General features: G+C 60.2%; 21 protein-coding genes. 11 read left to right on the top strand and 10 right to left on the bottom strand.

Annotated elements, in window-relative coordinates:
- The first annotated feature begins 234 nt into the window (after positions 1-234).
- Complete coding sequence (gene yddG / locus RGAI101_RS16105) at positions 235-1,113, top strand: aromatic amino acid exporter YddG (RefSeq protein ID WP_008227573.1); 879 nt, start codon at positions 235-237, stop codon at positions 1,111-1,113.
- Here yddG and RGAI101_RS21620 read toward each other — a convergent pair.
- From RGAI101_RS21620 to RGAI101_RS16095, 3 genes are all read right to left on the bottom strand, one after another.
- Entirely contained in the window at positions 1,110-1,274 is a 165-nt protein-coding gene (locus tag RGAI101_RS21620; protein ID WP_008227252.1) for a YdcH family protein, read from the bottom strand. The genes yddG and RGAI101_RS21620 overlap by 4 nt on opposite strands.
- 112 nt (positions 1,275-1,386) lie before the next feature.
- Entirely contained in the window at positions 1,387-2,136 is a 750-nt protein-coding gene (locus RGAI101_RS16100; RefSeq protein WP_008227378.1) for a tRNA1(Val) (adenine(37)-N6)-methyltransferase, read from the bottom strand.
- A 3-nt stretch (positions 2,137-2,139) separates the two neighbouring features.
- Entirely contained in the window at positions 2,140-2,361 is a 222-nt protein-coding gene (locus tag RGAI101_RS16095; protein WP_008225284.1) for a putative signal transducing protein, read from the bottom strand.
- A gap of 59 nt (positions 2,362-2,420) precedes the next feature.
- Here RGAI101_RS16095 and RGAI101_RS16090 point away from each other — a divergent pair, with 59 nt between their 5' ends.
- Positions 2,421-3,419, top strand: a complete 999-nt coding sequence (locus RGAI101_RS16090) for a polyprenyl synthetase family protein (RefSeq protein WP_008228366.1) — start codon at positions 2,421-2,423, stop codon at positions 3,417-3,419.
- Here the strand turns inward: RGAI101_RS16090 and RGAI101_RS16085 are convergent.
- The 3 genes from RGAI101_RS16085 to RGAI101_RS16075 form a co-directional block, all read right to left on the bottom strand.
- A complete protein-coding gene (locus tag RGAI101_RS16085) occupies positions 3,412-4,269 on the bottom strand; it encodes a 4-(cytidine 5'-diphospho)-2-C-methyl-D-erythritol kinase (protein WP_008226565.1) in 858 nt (285 codons plus the stop codon). The two genes, RGAI101_RS16090 and RGAI101_RS16085, sit on opposite strands and share 8 nt — an antisense overlap.
- Positions 4,266-5,984, bottom strand: coding sequence for a tetratricopeptide repeat protein (locus RGAI101_RS16080; RefSeq protein WP_008229047.1), 1,719 nt, complete (start codon positions 5,982-5,984; stop codon positions 4,266-4,268). Before RGAI101_RS16080 ends, RGAI101_RS16085 begins: the two co-directional genes overlap by 4 nt.
- 161 nt (positions 5,985-6,145) lie before the next feature.
- Positions 6,146-7,795, bottom strand: a complete 1,650-nt coding sequence (locus RGAI101_RS16075) for an electron transfer flavoprotein-ubiquinone oxidoreductase (RefSeq protein WP_008225041.1) — start codon at positions 7,793-7,795, stop codon at positions 6,146-6,148.
- A 329-nt stretch (positions 7,796-8,124) separates the two neighbouring features.
- Between RGAI101_RS16075 and greA the strand changes: the two genes are divergently transcribed.
- The 9 genes from greA to RGAI101_RS16030 all read left to right on the top strand — a co-directional run bounded on the left by greA (position 8,125) and on the right by RGAI101_RS16030 (position 17,228).
- Positions 8,125-8,595, top strand: a complete 471-nt coding sequence (greA, locus tag RGAI101_RS16070; RefSeq protein ID WP_037229720.1) for a transcription elongation factor GreA — start codon at positions 8,125-8,127, stop codon at positions 8,593-8,595.
- A 15-nt stretch (positions 8,596-8,610) separates the two neighbouring features.
- Positions 8,611-9,660, top strand: a complete 1,050-nt coding sequence (locus RGAI101_RS16065; protein WP_008225511.1) for a hypothetical protein — start codon at positions 8,611-8,613, stop codon at positions 9,658-9,660.
- Positions 9,661-9,884: 224 nt separating this feature from the next.
- Positions 9,885-11,180, top strand: a complete 1,296-nt coding sequence (locus RGAI101_RS16060; protein ID WP_008229096.1) for an ABC transporter substrate-binding protein — start codon at positions 9,885-9,887, stop codon at positions 11,178-11,180.
- A gap of 156 nt (positions 11,181-11,336) precedes the next feature.
- Complete coding sequence (locus RGAI101_RS16055; protein ID WP_008225502.1) at positions 11,337-12,278, top strand: carbohydrate ABC transporter permease; 942 nt, start codon at positions 11,337-11,339, stop codon at positions 12,276-12,278.
- An 11-nt stretch (positions 12,279-12,289) separates the two neighbouring features.
- Complete coding sequence (locus RGAI101_RS16050) at positions 12,290-13,126, top strand: carbohydrate ABC transporter permease (RefSeq protein ID WP_008226094.1); 837 nt, start codon at positions 12,290-12,292, stop codon at positions 13,124-13,126.
- Positions 13,123-13,890 (top strand): SDR family oxidoreductase, encoded by a 768-nt coding sequence (locus tag RGAI101_RS16045; protein ID WP_008228931.1) that lies wholly within the window; start codon positions 13,123-13,125, stop codon positions 13,888-13,890. Before RGAI101_RS16050 ends, RGAI101_RS16045 begins: the two co-directional genes overlap by 4 nt.
- Positions 13,891-13,894: 4 nt before the next feature.
- Positions 13,895-14,788 (top strand): helix-turn-helix domain-containing protein, encoded by an 894-nt coding sequence (locus tag RGAI101_RS16040; protein WP_008226993.1) that lies wholly within the window; start codon positions 13,895-13,897, stop codon positions 14,786-14,788.
- On the top strand, positions 14,785-16,206 hold the full coding sequence (locus tag RGAI101_RS16035) for a mannitol dehydrogenase family protein (RefSeq protein WP_008228407.1): 1,422 nt from the start codon (positions 14,785-14,787) through the stop codon (positions 16,204-16,206). Before RGAI101_RS16040 ends, RGAI101_RS16035 begins: the two co-directional genes overlap by 4 nt.
- The gene (locus RGAI101_RS16030) at positions 16,194-17,228 is read left to right on the top strand and encodes an ABC transporter ATP-binding protein (RefSeq protein ID WP_008225024.1); all 1,035 of its coding nucleotides are present in this window, start codon (positions 16,194-16,196) and stop codon (positions 17,226-17,228) included. The genes RGAI101_RS16035 and RGAI101_RS16030 overlap by 13 nt, the downstream gene beginning before the upstream one ends.
- A 70-nt stretch (positions 17,229-17,298) precedes the next feature.
- Here RGAI101_RS16030 and RGAI101_RS16025 read toward each other — a convergent pair whose 3' ends face one another.
- Genes RGAI101_RS16025 through RGAI101_RS16010 form a run of 4 tightly spaced genes read right to left on the bottom strand, consistent with a single transcriptional unit; the run spans position 17,299 to position 21,342 of the window.
- On the bottom strand, positions 17,299-19,347 hold the full coding sequence (locus tag RGAI101_RS16025; RefSeq protein WP_008227409.1) for a molybdopterin-binding protein: 2,049 nt from the start codon (positions 19,345-19,347) through the stop codon (positions 17,299-17,301).
- A 20-nt stretch (positions 19,348-19,367) separates the two neighbouring features.
- A complete protein-coding gene (gene mobB / locus RGAI101_RS16020; protein WP_008227977.1) occupies positions 19,368-19,859 on the bottom strand; it encodes a molybdopterin-guanine dinucleotide biosynthesis protein B in 492 nt (163 codons plus the stop codon).
- Entirely contained in the window at positions 19,856-20,458 is a 603-nt protein-coding gene (gene mobA, locus RGAI101_RS16015) for a molybdenum cofactor guanylyltransferase MobA (protein ID WP_008228702.1), read from the bottom strand. Before mobA ends, mobB begins: the two co-directional genes overlap by 4 nt.
- Positions 20,455-21,342, bottom strand: coding sequence for a formate dehydrogenase accessory sulfurtransferase FdhD (locus RGAI101_RS16010; RefSeq protein ID WP_008228144.1), 888 nt, complete (start codon positions 21,340-21,342; stop codon positions 20,455-20,457). The genes mobA and RGAI101_RS16010 overlap by 4 nt, the downstream gene beginning before the upstream one ends.
- Positions 21,343-21,357: the final 15 nt, after the last annotated feature.

Raw genomic sequence — 21,357 nt, 5'->3', positions numbered from 1 at the left:
TCACGGCGTGCCGCCTGCCCTTACCCGCAGAACAAGCCCGCGCCGGGGTTTCCCAACGATCCGTCCCCACACGATCGGTACCGCGCTTGCAGCCGGAGCACGATTCTGGTTTCTGTCTTCAAAACTACAGCAGCACTGCCCTCAGCAAGTGGCATTCAGGGACCGGATCATGCGCGAAATCAGCAAAACATGCGCCGGTGCCGACGCGCCCCCCGTGCTTGCAGGACCTGACCAATGACCCGAACGCGCGCGACCCTGATCGGCTTTGGCGCTGTGCTTTTGTGGTCGCTGCTAGCGTTATTTACCGTAGGTTCCACGCCCACCCCGCCGTTGCTGCTAAACACGCTGTGCTTTTCCATCGGCGGACTTCTGGGGCTGATCTGGTGCGCTGCTACAGGGACATTGGGGGCATTACGCAACGTGCCTTTACGGGTCTACGCCTTTGGGATCATGGGGCTTTTCGGGTATCATGCGCTTTACTTTTCGGCCCTGCGCCTTGCACCGGCAGCCGAAGCGGGGCTGATCGCCTATCTTTGGCCACTGCTGATCGTGGTATTCTCAGGCCTTTTGCCCGGCGAAAAATTGCGCGGCGGCCACATTATCGGGGCGGTCTTCGGATTTGCCGGGGCTGCGTTGATCATCAGCAACGGCGCGGGCAGTTTTCAGGCCCAATATCTGCCGGGCTACATCCTGGCTATGTGTTGCGCGTTGACCTGGTCAGGCTATTCATTGCTGTCGCGGCGCATTGGCACAGCACCGACAGCCAGCGTCGTGGTCTTCTGTCTGGGAACAGCCGCCTTGTCGCTGCCGATTCACCTGATGTTTGAACAGACAGTTCTGCCAAAGACTGGTCTGGGCTGGGCCAGCATCATCGGGCTTGGGCTGGGGCCTGTGGGGCTGGCATTTTATGTCTGGGATATCGGGGTGAAACGCGGAGATATTCAGATACTTGGGACCAGTTCATATCTGGCACCGCTTCTGTCAACGCTCATTCTGGTGGTTACGGGCGTAACCCCCGCAAAACCTGTCCTTTTCTGGGCAGCTGTCTTGATCACTGGCGGCGCCCTTTGCGCGGCGCGCGCCAGCTACGGTAAGCCGGGCAGAACCCGTTAGGAGGTTAGCTTGGTGATTTCTTCTTTAAGCCGGAGTTTTTCTTTCTTCATCGTCGCAACTTGTAAACCGTCGATACTTGGGGAACGCTGTGCTTGTTCAACCGCGTCACTCATCGCCAAGTGTTTACGTTTCAAAGCTTCCAGATGTGCGTCAAATGCCATTTAACTCTCCTCTTTCAATGTTGCGTATTTCAAGTGAACCACGAAAGATTTCGTCTGTCACGCTGCGCTGCAGCAAAACTCAAGACAAGTTGAACGATCGGCTACTACCTGCCTAAAACGTCAACGCGGCCCCCTCGCGCAACACAGCGCGAATCTGCGGCACGTAGCTGTCGCCATCAACCAGATGGGCAGCCCCTTCGTGCATCACCAACGGCGCGCAAAGCCGGAACGCACCCCGCCCGCTTTTGCGGGCCCGCAGGATGATCAGTTCGGCAGCCCGCCCCATACGCGGGGCGATTGGCAGCACTTCGATACTGCCCATGTCATGCGGCAGCGCACGGATCAATTCAGGCAGCCGCTCCGCACGGTGAATGAAATGCGCCTGCCCTTTCGGGGCCAGCCTTTTGGCGGCAATCTGGACCCATATTTCCAGCGGCGTGCGTTCTCCCAAGGCCACCTCGCGGGCGGCATCCTGCGATGCGATAGATGCATCCCGGTCGAAATACGGTGGGTTTGCCAAAACATGGTCAAATTGTCGCTGCCGCACGGCCAGTGGCATCTGCGCCAGGTCGGCCTCGACCACCTCGAAATCCGGTCCGTTGCGCCGCGCCAGCGCCGCGTAGGCGGGTTGTAATTCGACCCCTGTCAGCGTCAATCCGGGCACCCGCGCGCCCAGACAAAGGGACGCGGCACCGACACCGCAGCCCAATTCAAGCACCCGCTGCCCTGCTTGCGCAGGCACCGTTGCGGCCAATAAAACAGGGTCAACGCCCGCCCTATAGCCTTTGCGCGGCTGCCACAAATGCAGCTTGCCGCCCAAGAAAGCATCATGGGTCAGGTCTTCGGGATCAAACTGGGACAAGGGTCAAACGGGCAGCCCCGTCGGAATGTCATTATCCGCAAGCACACGCAGGGCCGCGGTGTGGTCATCGTCGTGAACCATCAGCCGGCGGGGGAAAATTCCGATACCACCTTCGAGCACGCTCATATTTACGTCCACCTGAAAGCAGTCTATATCCTCGCCCTGAAGAAGGGCGCTGGCAAATGCGATGATCGTCGGGTCATTGGTGCGTAAAAGTTCCTTCATAACAGAGATGTAAGTGCAATCGCCGTCTATTGTCGAGCCTTGCAGGTGGGGTCATGTGAATGAAAAGCGATACTATTCAAAAACCGCATGACCGGATGGCGGAATATCTTGCTGTCGACATGGCAGCCGTGAACACGCTGATCCGGGATCGCATGGCGTCCGAACACGCACCCCGTATCCCCGAGGTCACGGCCCATCTGGTCGAGGCAGGCGGCAAACGCCTGCGCCCGATGCTGACGCTGGCCGCTGCCCATCTGTGCGGCTACGACGGCCCCTATCATGTGCATCTGGCCGCCACGGTTGAGTTTATTCACACCGCGACCCTGCTGCATGACGATGTGGTCGACGAAAGCGCACAGCGGCGCGGGCGGCCAACAGCGAACCTGCTGTGGGACAACAAGTCTTCGGTGCTGGTGGGCGATTACCTCTTCGCTCGCAGCTTCCAGTTGATGACCGAAACCAACAACATGCGCGTGCTTGCGATCCTGTCCAACGCCTCCGCCACCATTGCCGAAGGCGAAGTGCTGCAACTGACCGCAGCGCAGAACCTTGCAACGGATGAGAGCGTGTACCTTCAGGTCGTGCGCGGCAAGACGGCGGCGCTGTTTTCAGCCGCAACCGAAGTAGGCGGCGTGATCGCAGGGGCCCCTGACGCGCAGGTTCAGGCCTTGTTCGATTTTGGTGACGCCTTGGGGATCGCCTTTCAGATCGTCGATGATCTGCTGGATTATCAGGGCGATGCCAGCGCCACGGGCAAGAACATCGGTGACGATTTTCGCGAACGCAAGTTGACCTTGCCGGTGATCAAAGCCGTGGCCAGGGCTGATGCCGAAGAACACGCGTTCTGGACCCGCACGATCGAAAAAGGCCGCCAGGAAGACGGCGATTTGGAGCATGCCCTGTCGCTGCTACACAAGCACGACACCATGACCCAGACCCGGGCCGAAGCCGTTGCATGGGCGAACCGCGCCAAGGCGGCCCTGGACGCCCTGCCAGAGCACGGCGTGCGCGACATGTTGCGCGATCTGGCCGATTACGTGGTCGCGCGGATCAACTAAGAACAGGGCCCGCCGCGACCCACCAACCGGGCTGCGCCTTGCCAATACGCGCGGCGGCGCGGTTGGCCAGATATTCGCTTTCGTACAGACCAAAGCACGTCGCACCGGACCCGGACATCCGCGCCAGCAGCGCGTCCTGCAACGCCCCAAGACAATCCGCGATCTCGGGAACGATTGGCATTGCTGCGCTCTCAAGATCATTGCGCTGCGTGCCCAGCCATGCGGCAAACGCCGGCACGTTGTCGAACACCGGCAAGACGTCCGGCATCGGCGGGTTCAACTTTGTCTCGAGCTGGTTGAAAACATCCGGCGTTGCGGCGGATTTATTCGGGTTCACCAGTACCAGCCAGCACGGTGGCAATGGTCCGGCGGGCGTGAGCACCTCGCCGACGCCGCGCATCCGCTGCGGGTGATCCTGCAGGCAAACGGGCACGTCAGCCCCCAATTCGGACACATCAGCGGGCACGGGCAGCCCCCAATGCGCGCCAAGCAAATGCAACGTCGCCGCAGCATCGGCGGAACCGCCACCTATTCCTGCCGCTGCGGGCAGCTGTTTGGTCAGTTGTATCTGCGCGCCACGCCCGACGCCGTCATCCAGCAAACGCGCTGCGCGCACCACCAGATTGCGCCCGTCCAGCGGTGCTGCCTCTGCAAAAACGCCATCCACGCTCAATCCGAGCTGGTCCGAAGGGGTAACCGAAAGCACATCGCCCACCCCCGCGCGCACCACGAGACTGTCCAGCAGATGGTAACCGTCACTGCGCTGGCCCGTCACGTGAAGCGTCAGATTGACCTTGGCCCATGCGCGCGCCGATGCCGCCAGCCCAAGCATCGCGCCATCCGTGGTCATTGGCCGGCGGAAACCTTGGTCAGGGGGTCAGCACCCTCTTCTTGCAGGACTACGTCCAGCCCCACCTCGAGCTTGCGGCGCATCCGGTCCGGGTCTGCTTCGCTGTCGGCATCTTCTGGGTCGACAAAGGACAGCGCCCGACGCCACTGGAATTCAGCCTCGCGGTGGCGGCCCACGGCCCAGTACACGTCGCCCAAATGGTCGTTTACCACCGGGTCGACCGCGATCAATTCGACGGCACGCTCCATCTGGCCGACCGCTTCCTCGTAGCGGCCAAGGCGGTACAGCACCCATCCGAGTGAATCGACGATATAGCCGGAATCAGGGCTGGCCGCGACGGCGCGTTCGATCATGTTCAGCGCCTCGTCCAGATTGCGGCCCTGTTCGACCAGCGAATATCCCAGATAGTTCAGCACCTGTGGCTGTTCCGGGTTGATCGCGAGTGCTGCGCGAAAGTCCTTTTCGGCCCCCTTGCCGTCGCCGCTGCGTTCTTCGGCAATGCCGCGCGCATAGAACAGCACCCACCGCTGCGGGTTGCTTTCCGATGTCAGTTCAACCGCGCGGTCATAGGATTTGATCGCGGCTTCCCAATTGTCCTGCGCGCGCAATGCATCACCCAAGGCGGAATGCACGGCAGGCAGATCCCCATGGCTGCGGGTCAACTGTTGCAGCACTTCGATCGCCTGATCGGGCTTGTCAGATTGGCGCAAAGCAGCGGCACGGCCCAGTTCTGCCGCGTGGTAGGCAGGATCGTCGGCGGGCACGGCCTGCAATTCTTCGATCGCCAGATCATATTGCCCAAGGCTTTCCAGCAGATCGGCGGTCAACAGCAAGGCGTCGATGTGATCCGGGCGCAGGAACCGCGCGATGCGCGCATATAGCAGAACGTAATAATCACCCGCGGATTCAGTGCGCAACACTGCGGCAAAGGTAAAGAACACCTCGGCGATGCCGGCCTTGGCATCCTGGATGTGGGTAAAGCTGACCGGACCATCGCCTTGCAGCGCGGTGACCAGCGCATCAAGCTCGGGGTCGCTGGTGTCGCCAAAGCTGTCCTTGATCAAGGCAAGTGCCTGATCCTTGCGGTCCAACTGTCCCAGGATCTCAGCCCGCGCGATCACACCGCGACGGGTCTGCGCCGCACTGCCTGCAAGGTTCGAGGAAAAAATCGCCTCTGCCCCTTCGTAATCACCGACGGATGCCAGAGCCAGGGCCTTGTGGTACAAGACATACCCCTGCATCCCGGGTTCCTTGCTCAGGTCATCGAACTGCTTGATCGCTGCAGTCATATCGCCAGCACCGATATGCGACCACGCCTTGACCAGCCCGTTGACCCATGGCCCAATGCCGCCATCATCAGCGGGTTGCGCCAGCAAACCGGCAAAGTTTTCATCCTGCGCTATGCCAGCTGTCAGCACCAGATAAGCGACCTGAGACTGCTCGTTTCTATCCTCGAGCACCTTTGCCAGCGGGATGGCCTTGGTGACGTCGCCCAAAGACAGATACGCCAGAATCGTACTTTCCAGAAACTCGGGGTTTTTCGTATCGCGCGCCAGGGCCTGACCGTAATATTTCGCGGCTTCTGCAAAATCGCTGCGTACGGCCGCATGACGCCCCGCCAGATAGGACCCTGAAACGGACTGCGCCGCGACGGGCATCGCAGTGGTCAGGCCAAGAGCGATCACACTGGCGGAAAAAAGAAGATTACGGATCATACTGGCGCGCCTCATTTCGTTTTGCCAGTCACGCTATCAGGTTCCCCCCCAAGCGCAATCCCGCGCACCACACAGCCCCCGAACTAAGCAATATTCAGCAGGCAAAAATGGAAAAAGGCGCACCGCAGCGCGCCTTTTGAAAGTGGAATCCGCAAACGGGCCTACATGTTCGGGTAGTTCGGCCCGTCCCCGCCCTGCGGCGTGGTCCAGACGATGTTTTGCGACGGATCCTTGATGTCGCAGGTTTTGCAATGCACGCAGTTCTGGAAGTTGATTACAAAGCGCGGATCTTTGCCTTCTTCCTCGACGAATTCATAGACGCCGGCGGGGCAATACCGTGCCGACGGGCCAGCGTACTCCTTGAGGTTCACATTGACCGGCACGGACGGATCTTTCAGCGTCAGATGCGCAGGCTGGTTTTCATCATGGTTCGTGAACGAAAACGCGACGTTGGTCAGGCGGTCAAAGCTCAGCTTGCCGTCCGGTTTGGGGTAGTCGATCTTTTTGTGCATGCTGGCTTTCTCCGTCGCTTCGGCGTCGGATTTGCCGTGACCCAATGTGCCCAGCAGCGAAAAGCCGAATGTGTTGGTCCACATGTCGAACCCACCCACGGCAAGCGATGTCATCAGGCCGTATTTGCTCCACAGCGGTTTGACGTTGCGCACCTTCTTCAGGTCTTTGCCGATCTCGCCGCTGCGGACGTCTTCTTCATAGGCGGTCAGTTCGTCACCGGAACGGCCTGCCTGGATCGCGTCGAACGCGGCTTCTGCCGCTGCTTTGCCCGACAGCATGGCATTGTGGTTGCCCTTGATGCGCGGCACGTTGACCATGCCCACCGAACAGCCCAGCAGGGCAACGCCGGGCGCAACCATCTTGGGCATCGACTGATAGCCACCTTCGGTGATTGCGCGCGCGCCATAGGCCACGCGCTTGCCGCCTTTCAGCAGCTCGGCGACCATCGGGTGATGTTTGAAGCGCTGGAATTCCATGTAAGGGAACACATGCGGGTTTTTATAGCCCAAGTGCACGACAAAGCCGACATAGACCTGATTGTTTTCAATGTGGTAGATGAAGGAGCCGCCACCGGCGTTCTTGTTCAAAGGCCAGCCCATCGTGTGGGTCACTGTGCCTTCCTTGTGCTTGGCGGGATCGATTTCCCAGATCTCTTTCATGCCAAGCCCGTATTTCTGCGGTTCCTTGCCAGCGTCCAGATCGTATTTCGCGATCACCTGCTTTGACAGGCTGCCGCGCACACCTTCGGACAGGAACACGTATTTACCGTGCAATTCCATGCCCGGCTCATAGCTGTCGCCCTTGGTGCCATCGGGGTTGATCCCGAATTCACCGGCGACGACGCCTTTGATCTCTCCTGTCTCGCCGTAGACCAGTTCGGAACATGACATGCCGGGGAAAATTTCGACGCCCAGTTCTTCGGCCTGCTCGGCCATCCAACGACACACGTTTGCCATCGACACGATGTAGTTGCCGTGGTTGTTCATCAGTGGCGGCATCGGAAAGTTCGGCACGCGCAGCTGACCGGCCTCGCCCAGCATGTAAAAGTTGTCTTCCTCGACCTTGGTCTTGATCGGCGCGCCTTTTTCCTTCCAGTCGGGCATCAATGCATCCAGACCGATCGGGTCCAGCACCGCGCCCGACAGAATATGCGCGCCCACTTCGGAGCCCTTTTCCAGCACGACCACGTTGCAATCGGCATCAAGCTGCTTCAACCGGATCGCGGCGGACAGGCCCGCAGGACCAGCCCCAACGATAACGACGTCATATTCCATTGTTTCGCGTTCAACTTCGGCCATTCGGGGCTCCTTTTCGGGCAGAAAACAGGTTTTGAATTAGCTAGACTGCTGCTTCTTCCTTTGCAATCACAACACCACGTTAAAATGAAGGGGCGCGACAGTTTAGATGCTTTTGGTGGCATCAAAGGCAAGATTGTTACCGACGCCGCGCGGCAGTTCCGCGAGACACGGCTGCCCAGCCCGACGATGGAACCGGCGGAGTTTGACGCATGCCGTTGCTATCCCCTCTTGCATTCACGCGTCAGTTTGGGTCAGGTAAGGACCAATTCAAATCGGTTGCATCTTCGGACGGGGTCCGGGGCTGTGACCCTCATTGCGTGGACGCCCCCTTGGAAAAAATCCCTATGACCCGCGCCGGTCACTCTGCTTTGGAAACCGAACTGAAGCACCTGAAAACCGTGGAGCGCCCCGCCATCATCCGCGCCATCGCCGAGGCCCGCGAACATGGCGATCTGTCTGAAAACGCAGAATACCATTCCGCCAAGGAAAAGCAGTCCTTCATCGAGGGCCGTGTCAAGGAACTGGAAGGCGCGATTTCGCTGGCAGATGTCATTGATCCGGCGAAAATGTCCGGTGCGATCAAGTTCGGGGCCAAGGTTACCCTGGTCGACGAAGATACGGATGAAGAAAAGACCTACCAGATTGTCGGCGAATACGAAGCCAACATCGAAAAAGGTCTTTTGAACATCAAATCCCCCATTGCGCGCGCCCTGATCGGCAAGGATGAAGGCGACAGCGTCGAAGTCCGGACGCCCGGAGGTGTAAAGTCTTATGAGGTTCTCAAAATCATTTACGCATAAGCTTGGAAACAGGGCATGAGCGATTCACCTGACCCAAAGCCATCCAGGAATACAGGCGCGCGCACCCCTGCGCGGTCGACGCCTTTCGGCGTCTATTCAAGGCCGGACTCCAGCGCGATTTCCAGCATCGAGATCATAGCGATTGCCCTCAGCGCGCTTTGGCTGCTGGCCTCTGCCGTGTTCTTCTTGCTGCAACCGTCTGCACCGCCGTCCGATGCGGGCGATCAGGGTCTGCGTTTTTTGATGACGATGCTGGCGATCTTCATGCCCGTCGCGATGATTTGGGTCGCAGCCACAGCCGCGCGCGCCAGCCGCGTCATGCGCGAAGAAAGCAACCGCCTGCAAGCGGCGATCGACGCCATCCGCCAAGCCTATATCGCGCAACAGCAAGGCCAAAGCTACGAGAGCGATGCCTCTGTCACGCGCAAACTGGATGAAATTGCCGCCGCCGCGCGCAAGACCGAAACCACACTTGCCACCTTCCAGACCCGCCGCGAAACAAGCGCCCGGTCTGCCGCGCCCGCACGCACTGCGCGCGTTGTGGACGACCAGCCTACGCTGGCATTGGGCACACCGGCAGATGACATGACCCCGCCCCTGTCCCACGACGATTTCATCCGCGCGTTGAATTTCCCCGAAACCGCCGAGGATGAGATTGGCTTTGCCGCCCTGCGCAAGGCGCTCAAGGACCGCAATGCCGCGCAACTGGTGCAAGCCGCACAAGATGTGCTGACCCTGCTAAGCCAGGACGGGATCTATATGGACGACCTGCGCCCCGACCGCGCCCGCCCCGAAGTCTGGCGTGAATTTGCCCAAGGGGCCCGTGGCCGCACGATTGCGCCTCTGGGTGGCATCCGTGACCGATCGTCCTTGGCATTGACCAGTGCGCGCATGAAACAGGACCCGATTTTTCGCGACGTCGCGCATCATTTCCTGCGTCGCTTCGACCGCGCCTTTGCGGGCTTCGAAGCCGAAGCTTCTGACGGGGAAATCTCCGCACTTGCCGACACTCGCACCGCCCGCGCGTTCATGTTGCTGGGCCGTGTCGCCGGGACTTTTGATTAGATACAGATAGACAGGTTAAGCCGATCTGCCCCCCGTTGCGGGGGGCGGCTGCGCTGGACCGTCAGATCGCATTTGCATCACCTTGGATCAGGCCTGATTAAGCGCCCAGTGCAAATTGATGAAATCGTACGCATTATTGCCAGTATTGTATTTGCGCGAATTTCTGAAATCCCCCAACCTGCGTCGACAGATCGAACGAATCTGTGATTTCTGGGAGGAAAGTCATGAAATATTTAAGGAATACGGCTCTCGGCCTGACGCTTGGCGTCACCGGTGCATCATTTGCGATGGCTGACAGCCACGCCACAGAATTGACCATCGCCATTGTGAACAACGGGCATATGATCAACATGCAGTCGGTTGCCGAAGCCTACACGGCCGACACGGGAATCAAGCTGAACTGGGTATCGCTGGAAGAAGGCGTACTGCGCGAGCAGGTGACCTCAGATACGGCGACAGGTGGCGGCCAATATGATATTATCAATATCGGCATGCAAGAGGCACCGATCTGGGGCGCAGCAGGCTGGATTGAACCGCTTGAATTCAGCCCAGAGTACGACATCGACGACATGCTGCCCGCCATGCGCAACGGCCTGTCCCATGAGGGTACGCTTTATGCCGCGCCCTTCTATGGTGAATCGTCCATGGTCATGTACCGCAAGGATCTGACCGACGCGGCTGGCGTGACAATCGCCGACAATGATTCCTGGGATAACGTGCGTGCGGCTGCGGCTGCGATCCATGACCCCGATGCAGGCGTTTACGGTGTGTGTCTGCGCGGCAAACCCGGCTGGGGCGACAACATGGCGTTCGTCACAACGGTCGTGAACTCCTTTGGCGGGGCATGGTTCGACAAGGACATGCGTCCGACGCTTGAATCCGACGAATGGAAAGCAGCGATCAACTTCTACGTCGATCTGCTGGGTGAATTCGGCCCTCCCGGCTCCGAAGGGAACTCCTTTAACGAAATCCTCGCGCTGTACAACGAAGGCAAGTGCGGCATGTGGATCGATGCGACCATCGCCGCGTCCTTCCTGACTGTTGACGGCGTGGCCTATGCGCAGTCGCCAAACGCGGGCAACGCTGTAGGCGCAAACTGGCTTTGGGCATGGGCCATGGCTGTCCCGACCGGATCGCCACATTCCGAAGCCGCGCATGATTTTGTCGAATGGGCAACGTCCAAGGCATATGTTCAAGCCGTGGCAAACCACCCCGATTTTGGCTGGGGTTCCGTCCCGACGGGCACACGCGCGTCGACATATGCCTACCCCGAATTTCAGGCCGCCGCACCTTTTGCAGCAGCTGAAATGGCGGCCATCGAATCTGCGGCCCCCGAGGCCACAGATATGAAGCCGTACGTCGGTGTGCAATTCGCAGCGATCCCAGAATTCCCAGAGGTGGGTTCCGCTGTGGCGCAAGAAATTGCGGCAGCCCTTTCGGGCGCGAAATCGGTTGATGAGGCCCTGGCAGCGGCGCAATCCGCGGCAGACAACATCATGTCCGAAGCTGGCTACTACTAAGCGCGACACCTGAGCTGGAAGGGCCCGGCATTCACCTGCCGGGCCCTTCATCCAGGCACCGACACCCGAACGTACGGATCTTGTGGGCCATTGTCCGCCCGCATCCGGCGCTAGACCATTTCCTGAAATCACCGCCTTGCAAGGGTCATCAGAGCCATGTCCAAAAGATCGCTCCCCCGTTTGCTGCAAACGCCCGCCGTCGTCCTGTTGCTTCTGTGGATGTTGGTGCCGCTCAGCATGACGCTGTACTTTTCCTTCATCCGGTACGTCCTGAACAGCACGCGCCGGCCCGAATGGATGACCCCCAGCCTGAGTAACTGGCGCGGGCTTGGAAACTATGAATACGTCTTGTTCAAGACCAAGGATTTCTGGTTCGCGATCCAGAACAGCCTGCTGATCGTCGGCAGCATTCTGGTCCTGACCGTCATTCTGGGCTTGGCCATTGCCGTCCTGATCAATCGGTCATTCCCCGGACGCGGGATTGTGCGCGTCCTGCTGATCTCTCCCTTTTTTGTGATGCCTGCGGTCAACGCCGTGCTGTGGATCAACATGATCCTCGATCCGGTGCTGGGGCTGAACGGGTTGGCCGTGGCGGGCCTGAACCACATCATCGACGGGCTGCGGGCCTTCCCCGTGATCGGTAATTTCTTCTCCATGTGGCCCGAGATCGAGCCGATTTCCTTCCGCGCCACGCAGACCTCGGCCTATGCCGTGATCATGATGGTGGTGTGGCAATGGACGCCCTTTGCGGTTCTCATTTTCATGACATCCCTGCAGTCCGAAGATGAATCACAAAAAGAGGCGGCGACGCTGGACGGCGCGAACGCATGGTCGAAGTTCCGCAATCTTACCGTGCCCCACCTGGCCCGGCCCATCGCGATCGTCGTGATGATCCAGTCGATCTTTCACCTGTCGCTTTATGCCGAAATCGAGATCGTCAGCCGGGGCAACGGGAACAAGAACCTTCCGTATCTCATCGGCGAATTTACGTCGAACAACATCGGCGCAGCAAGCGCCACAGGCATCTTTGCCGTAATCCTTGCCAACATTGTCGCGATCTTCCTGCTGCGCATGGTTGGCAAGAGCTTGATGGATTAGGGGACAAAATCATGGCAACCGTCACGCAACACTCCAGATTTGGCAATGCTCTTTGGCCGGTTCTGGCCTGGGTCGTCGCCCTTATCTTTTTCTTTCCGATTTTCTGGATGGTTTTCACCAGCTTCAAGACCGACGCCGATGCGGTAAAGCCCGAGAACCTGTTCCTTTTCACGCCAACCCTAGAAAACTACGTCAACATGACGAAGGATTATGACTATTGGCGCTTTGCCACCAATTCGGTCATCACCTCTACATTCGCCACGCTTTTCGCGCTGGTTGTGGGCGTTCCGGCGGCTTACGCAATGGCCTTCGACCCCAGCCGCCATACCAAAGACGTCCTGCTTTGGATGTTGTCGACCAAGATGCTGCCAGCCGCTGCCGTGCTGTATCCGATGACCTTTCTGACCAAGAATTTTCTGGACATGTACGATACCCGGTTTCTGGTGATCCTTGTGCTATGCCTGATCAACCTGCCGATCGTGATCTGGATGCTTTTTACCTATTTCAAGGAAATCCCCAAGGAAATCATCGAAGCAGGCAAGATGGACGGGGTCAGCACATGGGGCGAAATCAAGGATATTCTGATCCCGCTGGCTTGGGGCGGTATTGCATCGACCGCGCTGCTGACCTTTATCTTTTGCTGGAACGAGGCCTATTGGACCGTGCGCCTGACAACCATTGACGCCGCTACCCTGTCCAAGCTGATCGAAGGCAATCGCGCGCCCGAAGGTCTGTTCTTTGGCCGTTTGTCAGCCGTATCGACCGCTGCCGTGGCTCCCATCATCATCCTCGGCTGGTTCTGTCAGAAACAACTGGTTCAAGGCCTCACCTTCGGAGCTGTAAAATGACCCTAAACGCCGCCCCAACCGACCTTACCGGCAAGGTTTGTCTGGTCACCGGTGCGTCCGGTGGCATCGGGGCCAGTGCCGTTGCCCATCTTGCCGCCCTCGGGGCCACAGTCTATGCCACCGACATCGCAGACAGCTTTGACGGCCCTGCAACGTATAGACGGTTCGACCTGCTGGATGGTGCCGATCTGACGGCTTGCACCGATTGGATCACGCAGATCAAACCCGACATCCTGTTCAACAACGCGGCACTTTTCGGGATGGGCAGCATTCTGGACGACGAGGGCGATCTAGCCCAGTTGGACCGCCTGTTCGGTGTCAACGTCCGCGCCTTTTACGCAATCCTGCAAGCGACGGCAAAGTCGATGGTGGCCCAAGGCCAGCGCGGGTCGATCATCAACCTCGCGTCCCAGGCGGGCCACCGGGGCGAAGCCTTGGTCGCCCATTATTGCGCCACCAAAGCGGCAGTGATCAGCTATACGCAATCCAGCGCGCTGGCGCTGGCACCGCATAAGATCAGGGTCAATGCCATCAGCCCCGGTGTGATCGACACGCCAATGTGGCAGACCGTCGATGCGCTGTTTGCCAAGTTCGAAGGCAAAGAGCCCGGTCAGAAAAAGCGCGAGGTCGGCGCGGCTGTCCCGCTTGGCTATATGGGTGCCCCCGACGACGTGGCGCGGGCCGCTGTCTTCCTTGCCTCTGACCAGTCTGCCTATATGACCGCCCAGACCATCGGCGTCGATGGCGGCAACGTGCTTAGGTGATCTGATGTCCATAATTACCCCTGAAATCGAAAAAGTTGACCGCAGCACCCGGTCTATCCGCTACCTTGAACATGGCTGGCCCAGTGATCTGTGCCGCTGGCACGCCCATGAGGAGTACGAACTGCACCTGATCACCGCGACGCGGGGCAAGGCCTTTGTCGGCGACTATATCGGTGATTTCAAAGCAGGCGATCTGTTCCTGACGGGCCCCAACCTGCCGCACAACTGGATCACGGACAAGGTCTGGTCAGAACCCGCCCCCGTGCGCGACATGCTGGTACAGTTCAGCCATGAAAGCGTCGAAAAGCTGGCCGAAGGGTTTCCCGAATTTTCGCAGGTCCTGCAACTGTTGCAACTTGCGCAATCGGGCATCGTCTTTGAAGGCTTCAACCCGACTTTTGCGCGCGGCCACATGGAAGCGATCCGCGACAACAAGGGGGCCGAACGTATTCTGGCCTTTATCCGTTGCCTTGTCCGGCTGAATGAACACGCCGAGAAAAAGACCCTGTCCGCGTCAAAACTTATCCAGCCCGAAGGCGGCAGCAAGCAAGCGCGCATCGCCGAAGTGGTCGATTACATCGTCAAGAATTTCAGCGAAGGGCTTTCGGTCGGACAAGCAGCCGAACGCGCCGGAATGACCGAAGTGACCTTCAGCCGTAATTTCCAGACCGTGACGGGGCATAGCTTTGTCGACTTTCTGAACCGGATCCGCATCGGCGAAGCCTGCGGCATGCTCTATGCCTCTGACGAACAGATCACCATGATTTCGCAAGAGGCGGGCTTTAAGAACCTTGCCAATTTCAACCGGCATTTTCTCAAGGTGAAGGGCATGACCCCTTCGCAATACCGTGACACCGCGCGCAAAGATCTTGCGCCGAATATGGAGCAAACGTCATGAATGCAGCGGCGCAGCCCCCTGTCCACGCGACCCAATATGACCGGTCGGCCTGTCAGGTTGGGGTCGTTCATCTGGGATTTGGCGCATTTCACCGTGCGCATCAGGCGGTGTATATCGACGACTACATGGAAACCTCGGGCGATTTGCGTTGGGGGATTGCAGCCGTCAATTTGCGCGGCTCTGAAAGCGGTCACTTTGACATGGCCAAGGCGGATATCGCACGCCACGATGGCTATTACCTGAAATCCTATTCGGCAGACGGCGACGAAGAATTGCGTCGCGTGCGCCCCCATGTCCATTTTGCGGATTGGAGCGTTGCCCCAGCAGACGCCGAGGCGCTTTTGGCAAAGCCGACCGTGCATCTTGTCACGATCACGGTCACCGAAAGCGGCTACTACACCGCCCCGGATGGCAACCTGAACCCTGCCGACCCGTTCCTGCGGGCCGAAATCGCAGGCGGTGCCCCCCGCAGCGTGTACGGATACTTGCGCGCGGCGCTTGGCCAGCGCGCGGCCGGCAGCGGCAGCCCGCTGACCATCGCGTGTTGCGACAACATCCGCCAGAACGGCAAGATGCTGCGCCGGACCCTGCTGGCCTATCTTGAAGCATGTGACGATCAGACCCTTGCGACATGGGTCGCGGCAAATGTGGCTTTCCCCTGCTCGATGGTGGACCGCATCACACCGCGCAGCCCCGCCGCCCTTGGGCCGGAAATCTCTGGGCAGGTCGGCGCTGACGTGACGGCACCCGTGATGGCCGAGGATTTCATCCAATGGGTGCTACAAGACAGCGCCGCCGCCGAGATGCCCGATCTTGCACAGGCAGGCGTGACCGTCACACCAAATGTCGACCCCTACGAGGAAACCAAGATCCGGGTGCTGAACGGCGGCCATACCGCGCTGACCTATATGGCCGCACTTGAAGGGATCGAGACATTTGACGCCGCGATGCGGGTCCCCGACCTGAACGCACATTTCCGGAATTTCGAAACACGCGAAGTGCTGCCCGCGCTGACCCTTGACCTGCCATTTTCGAAAGAGGCCTATCTTGAGGACATCGCACGGCGGTTCGGAAATCGCGCCATCGGCGATACGGTCGCGCGCATCTGCGCGGACGGCATGGCAAAGTTCCCGATCTTCATCCGCCCGACGATCCTGGGATGTTTTGAACAGGGGTTCGTCCCCGTTCATGCCATCCGCTCCATCGCCGGCTGGTACGTGTTTGCCCGCCATGTCGCGGCCGGAAGGATACCTTTCGACTATCTTGAACCCGGTTGGGATGACCTGAACGCGATGCTGGGGTCCGATGCATTCGTGACCAACCAGCAGCTTTGGGGTGACCTTCCGGAAACCTATCCCGCCTTCGCCGAAACCCTGCGGCATGAAATCAAAGAATTGGAAATCAAATGGCCGGTCTGACACTGCGCAATGTGCGCAAGAAATATGGTGAAGCCGAAGTGATGCACGGCGTTGACCTTGATATCAACGATGGTGAATTCGTTGTTTTCGTCGGTCCGTCGGGCTGTGGCAAATCCACCCTGCTGCGGATGATCGCCGGTCTCGAGGAAATCTCGGACGGGATCGTCGCGATTGGTGATCAAGAGGTGAACAATGTTGCCGCCTCAAAGCGCGGCGTGGCGATGGTGTTCCAGACCTATGCGCTTTATCCGCACATGACGGTCTACAAGAACATGGCGTTCGGCCTGAAGCAGGCCAAAACCGATCCTGCGGAAATCGACCGCCGTGTCCAGGCCGCCGCCGAGATCCTGCAGATCACCGATTACCTTGATCGCAGCCCGCGCAACCTGTCGGGCGGGCAGCGCCAGCGTGTCGCCATTGGCCGTGCCATCGTGCGCGACCCCAAGGTATTCCTGTTCGATGAGCCCTTGTCCAACCTCGATGCAGCCTTGCGCGTGCAAACCCGCCTCGAGATCGCGCGCCTGCACCAGCGTCTGAAAACAACGATGATTTATGTGACCCACGATCAGGTCGAGGCGATGACACTGGCCGACAAGATTGTCGTGCTGCGGTCCGGCCGCATCGAACAGGTGGGTGCCCCGATCGAGCTGTACGAGCGTCCCGCGAATGCCTTTGTGGCGCAATTCATCGGCAGCCCGAAAATGAACTTTTTTACCGCGGCCGATATGACCGACACAGCGGCCCTGCAACTGGGCCGCAATGTCACGCCCTCGGAACATGCAGGCCTGCGCCCTGAACATCTGGTTCCTGTCACGGGGGACGCCGTCGTGGTGGAAGGCCGTTTGGAGCTGGTTGAAAACCTCGGCGAATATGCCCTCGTGCACCTGATCACCAAGACCGGTGTGGAATTCATCGCCAAAACCGAAAAACCACCCCTCGCTGCCAAAGGCGAAACCATCGGCTTTGGCATCAGACCCGAACTGGCGCATTTCTTTGACCGCGAGACAGGCGCGCGGCTTTAGTCAAAAGCGTTTGCCGGGCCCTGGGGGGCAACCTGCGGGGTAAGCCCCTGGGAGCGGGCGGCCACCCCCGTCAAAGCCCGAAAGACCCGTAAGGGATAAACCGCACCGGATCGCCGGGGCGCACGTCAAGCCCTTCGTCGGGCAGCTCCACCAACCCCTCGGCCCAGCTTAGCCCGCTGATCCGGCCCGAACCTTCCGAGGCAAAGACCTCGGCAGCGCCGTTGCGCATCCGGGCCCGCAGGTATTCCCGCCGCCCCGGTTTCTTGCGTTTTTCGAAAGCGGCGGGCACGTCAAACCCTTGCGGCGCAGTCCAGTCCTGCCCCGCCAGCACTGCCAGCGCCGGGCGTGCGAAAATCAGCGTGCAGACCATCGCCGCGACCGGATTGCCCGGCAGGCCAAAGACCGGCATCCCTTGCCACATCCCCAAGGCCAGTGGCCGCCCCGGCTTGACCGCGATGCGCCACAGCGCCAGGGCGCCGGCTTCCTTCAGCAAGGCCGAAACGTGGTCTTCATCCCCCGCCGACGCGCCGCCGCTGGTCAGGATTGCATCGACCTGCCCAGCAGCCCCATCAAGCCGCGCGCGCAATGCCGCACGGTCATCGCCCACATGCCCCAGATCAACCGGCGTATGGCCGAACTGTGCAATCAGGCCCAACAGCATGGGGCGGTTGGCGTCAAAAATCTGCCCGTCTGCGGCAGTTTCCCCCGGCTGCACAATCTCGTCCCCGGTCGAGATCACGCCGACCCGCAACCGCTGCCGCAACGACAGCGATGACAGCCCCGTCGCCGCCAACAGCGCCAGATCGGCTGCGGTGACCTGACGTCCCGCCGTCAGAACGGTCTGCCCTGCAACGACATCCTCGCCTGCCTTGCGGGTGTTCGCGCCCTGTTTGATCGGGCCGGTAAAGCGCAGGTTGCCGCCGTCTATCTGGACGTCTTCCTGCAGCACCACAGTATCGACGCCTTGTGGCAGCGCGGCCCCGGTCAACACGCGGATCGCATGCCCTTCCGGCACGTCCCCCGGCGCATCCCCTGCCGCAGCGCGGCCCGACACGACGGGCAGCACATGGGGCCCAGCGCCACGCCCGCCTGCAAATCCGTAGCCATCAACGGCAGTGTTGGGCAATGGCGGGTTCGCGCGGCGTGCGGTGACGTCTTGCGCGACGATGCGCCCCAATGCGGCATCAAGGGGGGTGTCCTCGGCCTTCGTGACCACTGACAGCCTTTCACGCAGTAGCGACAACGCTTCGTCCACCGGGGTCCAGTGCACGCCGGGCGGCAGAGCAAAGCAATCGTTGCGCAAGGGGGGATCCGCTTTCAGGCGATCCTCGAACCCCAATCCGAAAATCGCGCCTTCCTCGGGGGCGTGCACGTCCAGCATCCGGGCCAGATCAGCAGGGGCAAGTGCCGCGAACTGGCGCGCGACTTCTTGCACCTGCCATGCGTCCTTGACCATGCCGTCGGGTGCGGGGCCAGCGGTCAGCGACGGCCAGATCTCCACAAAGGCTACCGGCGCGTCCAACTGTTCAAACGGCCAGACGGCCACCTGCCCGGCAAAGCGTTTGCGCAATCTCGAGAGCACGGGCAACCCCATGAACACCTGCGACCCCACGGCCCCGGCCCCAGCCATCTGCCAGCAGGTAAACGCGCCTTTGGCAAGGGTTTCGGCGTGGCGTCTATCGGAAAAGGGGTTTTCATAGCCCGCCTTCGTGCGCGGCAATCCGGGGATGTCACGGTTTGGCAGGCCATTGGCCCAGAACGGGCCATTCCCTGTTCCCAAGGCGAGGTTCAATTCGCCTGCCAGATCAAAGCGGTTGTTGGCCTGCGGCGAATCCTGGATGCGGGCCTCGAACCAGTCCCAAAGCGCGAAAGGATCGCTGTCGCCCGTCACCGCCTCGGCAAACCCTGCGGGGTAGCCGAAGGGGAAGTCAAAACCGATCAGGGTGCGACGGCCTGCCTGCGCTTCGCTATCGATAAGGGCCGCAATCCACGTTTCGGCATCGATCCGGTTGCGCAGATAAACCGGGGCGTCAGCCGCCCCCGACCGCGAAACGCCTGCCCAGATCGCGTCTTTGCGCGGGCGCGCACCGGTGTCGTTGCCGCCGGACCAATCCACCATGACAAACGTGTCGAAAGTTGTCACAGACCGACCTCTCCCAAGATGAAATCCGCGATTGCGCGCGTGTCGTCCAGATCGAAAACCGGCCTGTCCAGTGTCAACGCCGTGTCACTTGCCACCGCCCTGATCGTCGTATCATCGGGTGCAATCAACGCATTGCCCGTCTCGGCCCGATGCGCTTCGACCTTGGGGTGGGCATCGCGTTTATAGCCTTCGATCAGGACCAGATCGACGGGGGACAGACGCACCAGCAACGCCTCAAGCGGGGGTTCATCCTCGTCGCGCAATTCATGCATCAGGGCGATGCGGTTGCGCGACGCCAGCAGAACCTCGCGCGCGCCGGCGATCCGGTGGCGGTGACTGTCCTTGCCGGGGTGATCCACGTCAAAGCTGTGATGCGCGTGCTTCACGGTCGAGACGCTGATGCCACGCCCCGTGATTTCGGTCACAAGCCGTTCCATCAGGCCGGTCTTGCCCGCATTTTTCCAGCCGACGACGCCGTAAATCTTCATAGCATCCCTTCCGCAGTTTTCAGGTCTTCGGGCGTGTTGATGTTGAAAAATGCCTGCTCGTGGGGGAACAGCGCCTCGCGCCCCCCGTGCGCCTGCGTCCACAACACGACCTTGCGCAGACCGCCCTGCAAAGCGGCGCGCAGATCATCGCGCAGGGCGACGGGCCACAAACCAAAGGTCGGATGACGCGCCTTGCCGCGTTCGGCATCAGGCGTTGCGGCCAAAACCAATGGATGGTCCATCCCCTCGCTGGCGAGCAGCAATTGCGGCACCAGATCACCGGGAAAGAACGGGGTATCCGCCGCAGCCGTCACAATCGTATCGGCCCCAAGGCTTGCGGCCCAATCCAGCCCTGCCAGAACCCCCGCCAAGGGGCCCGCGAAGCCGTCGATGCTGTCTGGTATTATGGGCAAATTCAGCGCGGCAAACCGTTCCGCATCACCATTCGCGTTGAGCGCAAGCCCCGCGACCTGGGGCGACAGCCGTTCAACCACATGGCCCAGGATCGTTTGCCCACCAAGGGTCAGCATACCCTTGTCGCCGCCGCCCATGCGGGTCGCCTGCCCGCCCGCCAAAATTACACCAAGGGGCTGTTTCATACGGAACCCTTTCGGCCAGATCGCTTCGGTTCATCCACCACCTGATCGGGGTCCGCATCCCGCACCAGACGGTCCTCGCCCGCGAGGCAGATAAACCGCTTTCCCTTCATCCGGCCAATCAAAGTCAGCCCGACCTGGTTGGCAATCTCGACCCCCCAGGCGGTAAAGCCGGACCGGGATGCAAGCACGGGGATGCCCATCATCGCGGTCTTGATCACCATCTCGGAGGTAAGACGCCCGGTGGTATATAAAATCTTGTCATCGGCGCTGACACCTTCGGACAACATCCATCCCGCGATCTTGTCGACGGCGTTGTGGCGACCGACATCCTCCATGTAAACCAAGGGCTTGTCGCCTTGGCACAGAACCGTGCCATGGATCGCCCCCGCCTCGAGGTACAGGCTGGGGGTACGGTTGATCTGCGCGCTCAGGCCATAGAGCCACGAGGTATGCACGGGTGTCGCAGGCAGGGTCACCCCTTCCAGCCCCTCCATCATGTCGCCAAAGACGGTGCCGACGGCGCAGCCGCTGGTGCGGGTCTTCTTACGCATCTTGTCTTCGTAATCGGTCTTGCGGGCGGTGCGCACCACGACAACCTCGAGGTCTTCATCATAATCGACGGCAGTGATTTCCTCTCCGTCGCGCAGCATGCCCTGGTTGCGCAAAAAACCCAGTGCCAGATATTCAGGGTAGTCGCCAATGGTCATCGCCGTGACGATTTCCTGCGCGTTCAGAAATATCGTCAGCGGGCGTTCCTCGACCACGTTTATCGTCGTTTCGGTGCCGGTGTGATCGCGGCCCACCACGGCACGGGTCAACCGCGCCAACCCCGGTTGCGGTGCGATCAAATAAGCGTCGGTGTCGGTCTTGACAGACAATTGCATCCCCCTCGGGTGACA

Origin of the sequence: Roseobacter sp. GAI101, assembly GCF_000156335.1 — a bacterium.
Lineage (GTDB): Bacteria > Pseudomonadota > Alphaproteobacteria > Rhodobacterales > Rhodobacteraceae > Sulfitobacter.
This window is presented reverse-complemented; position numbering and strand designations above follow the sequence as displayed.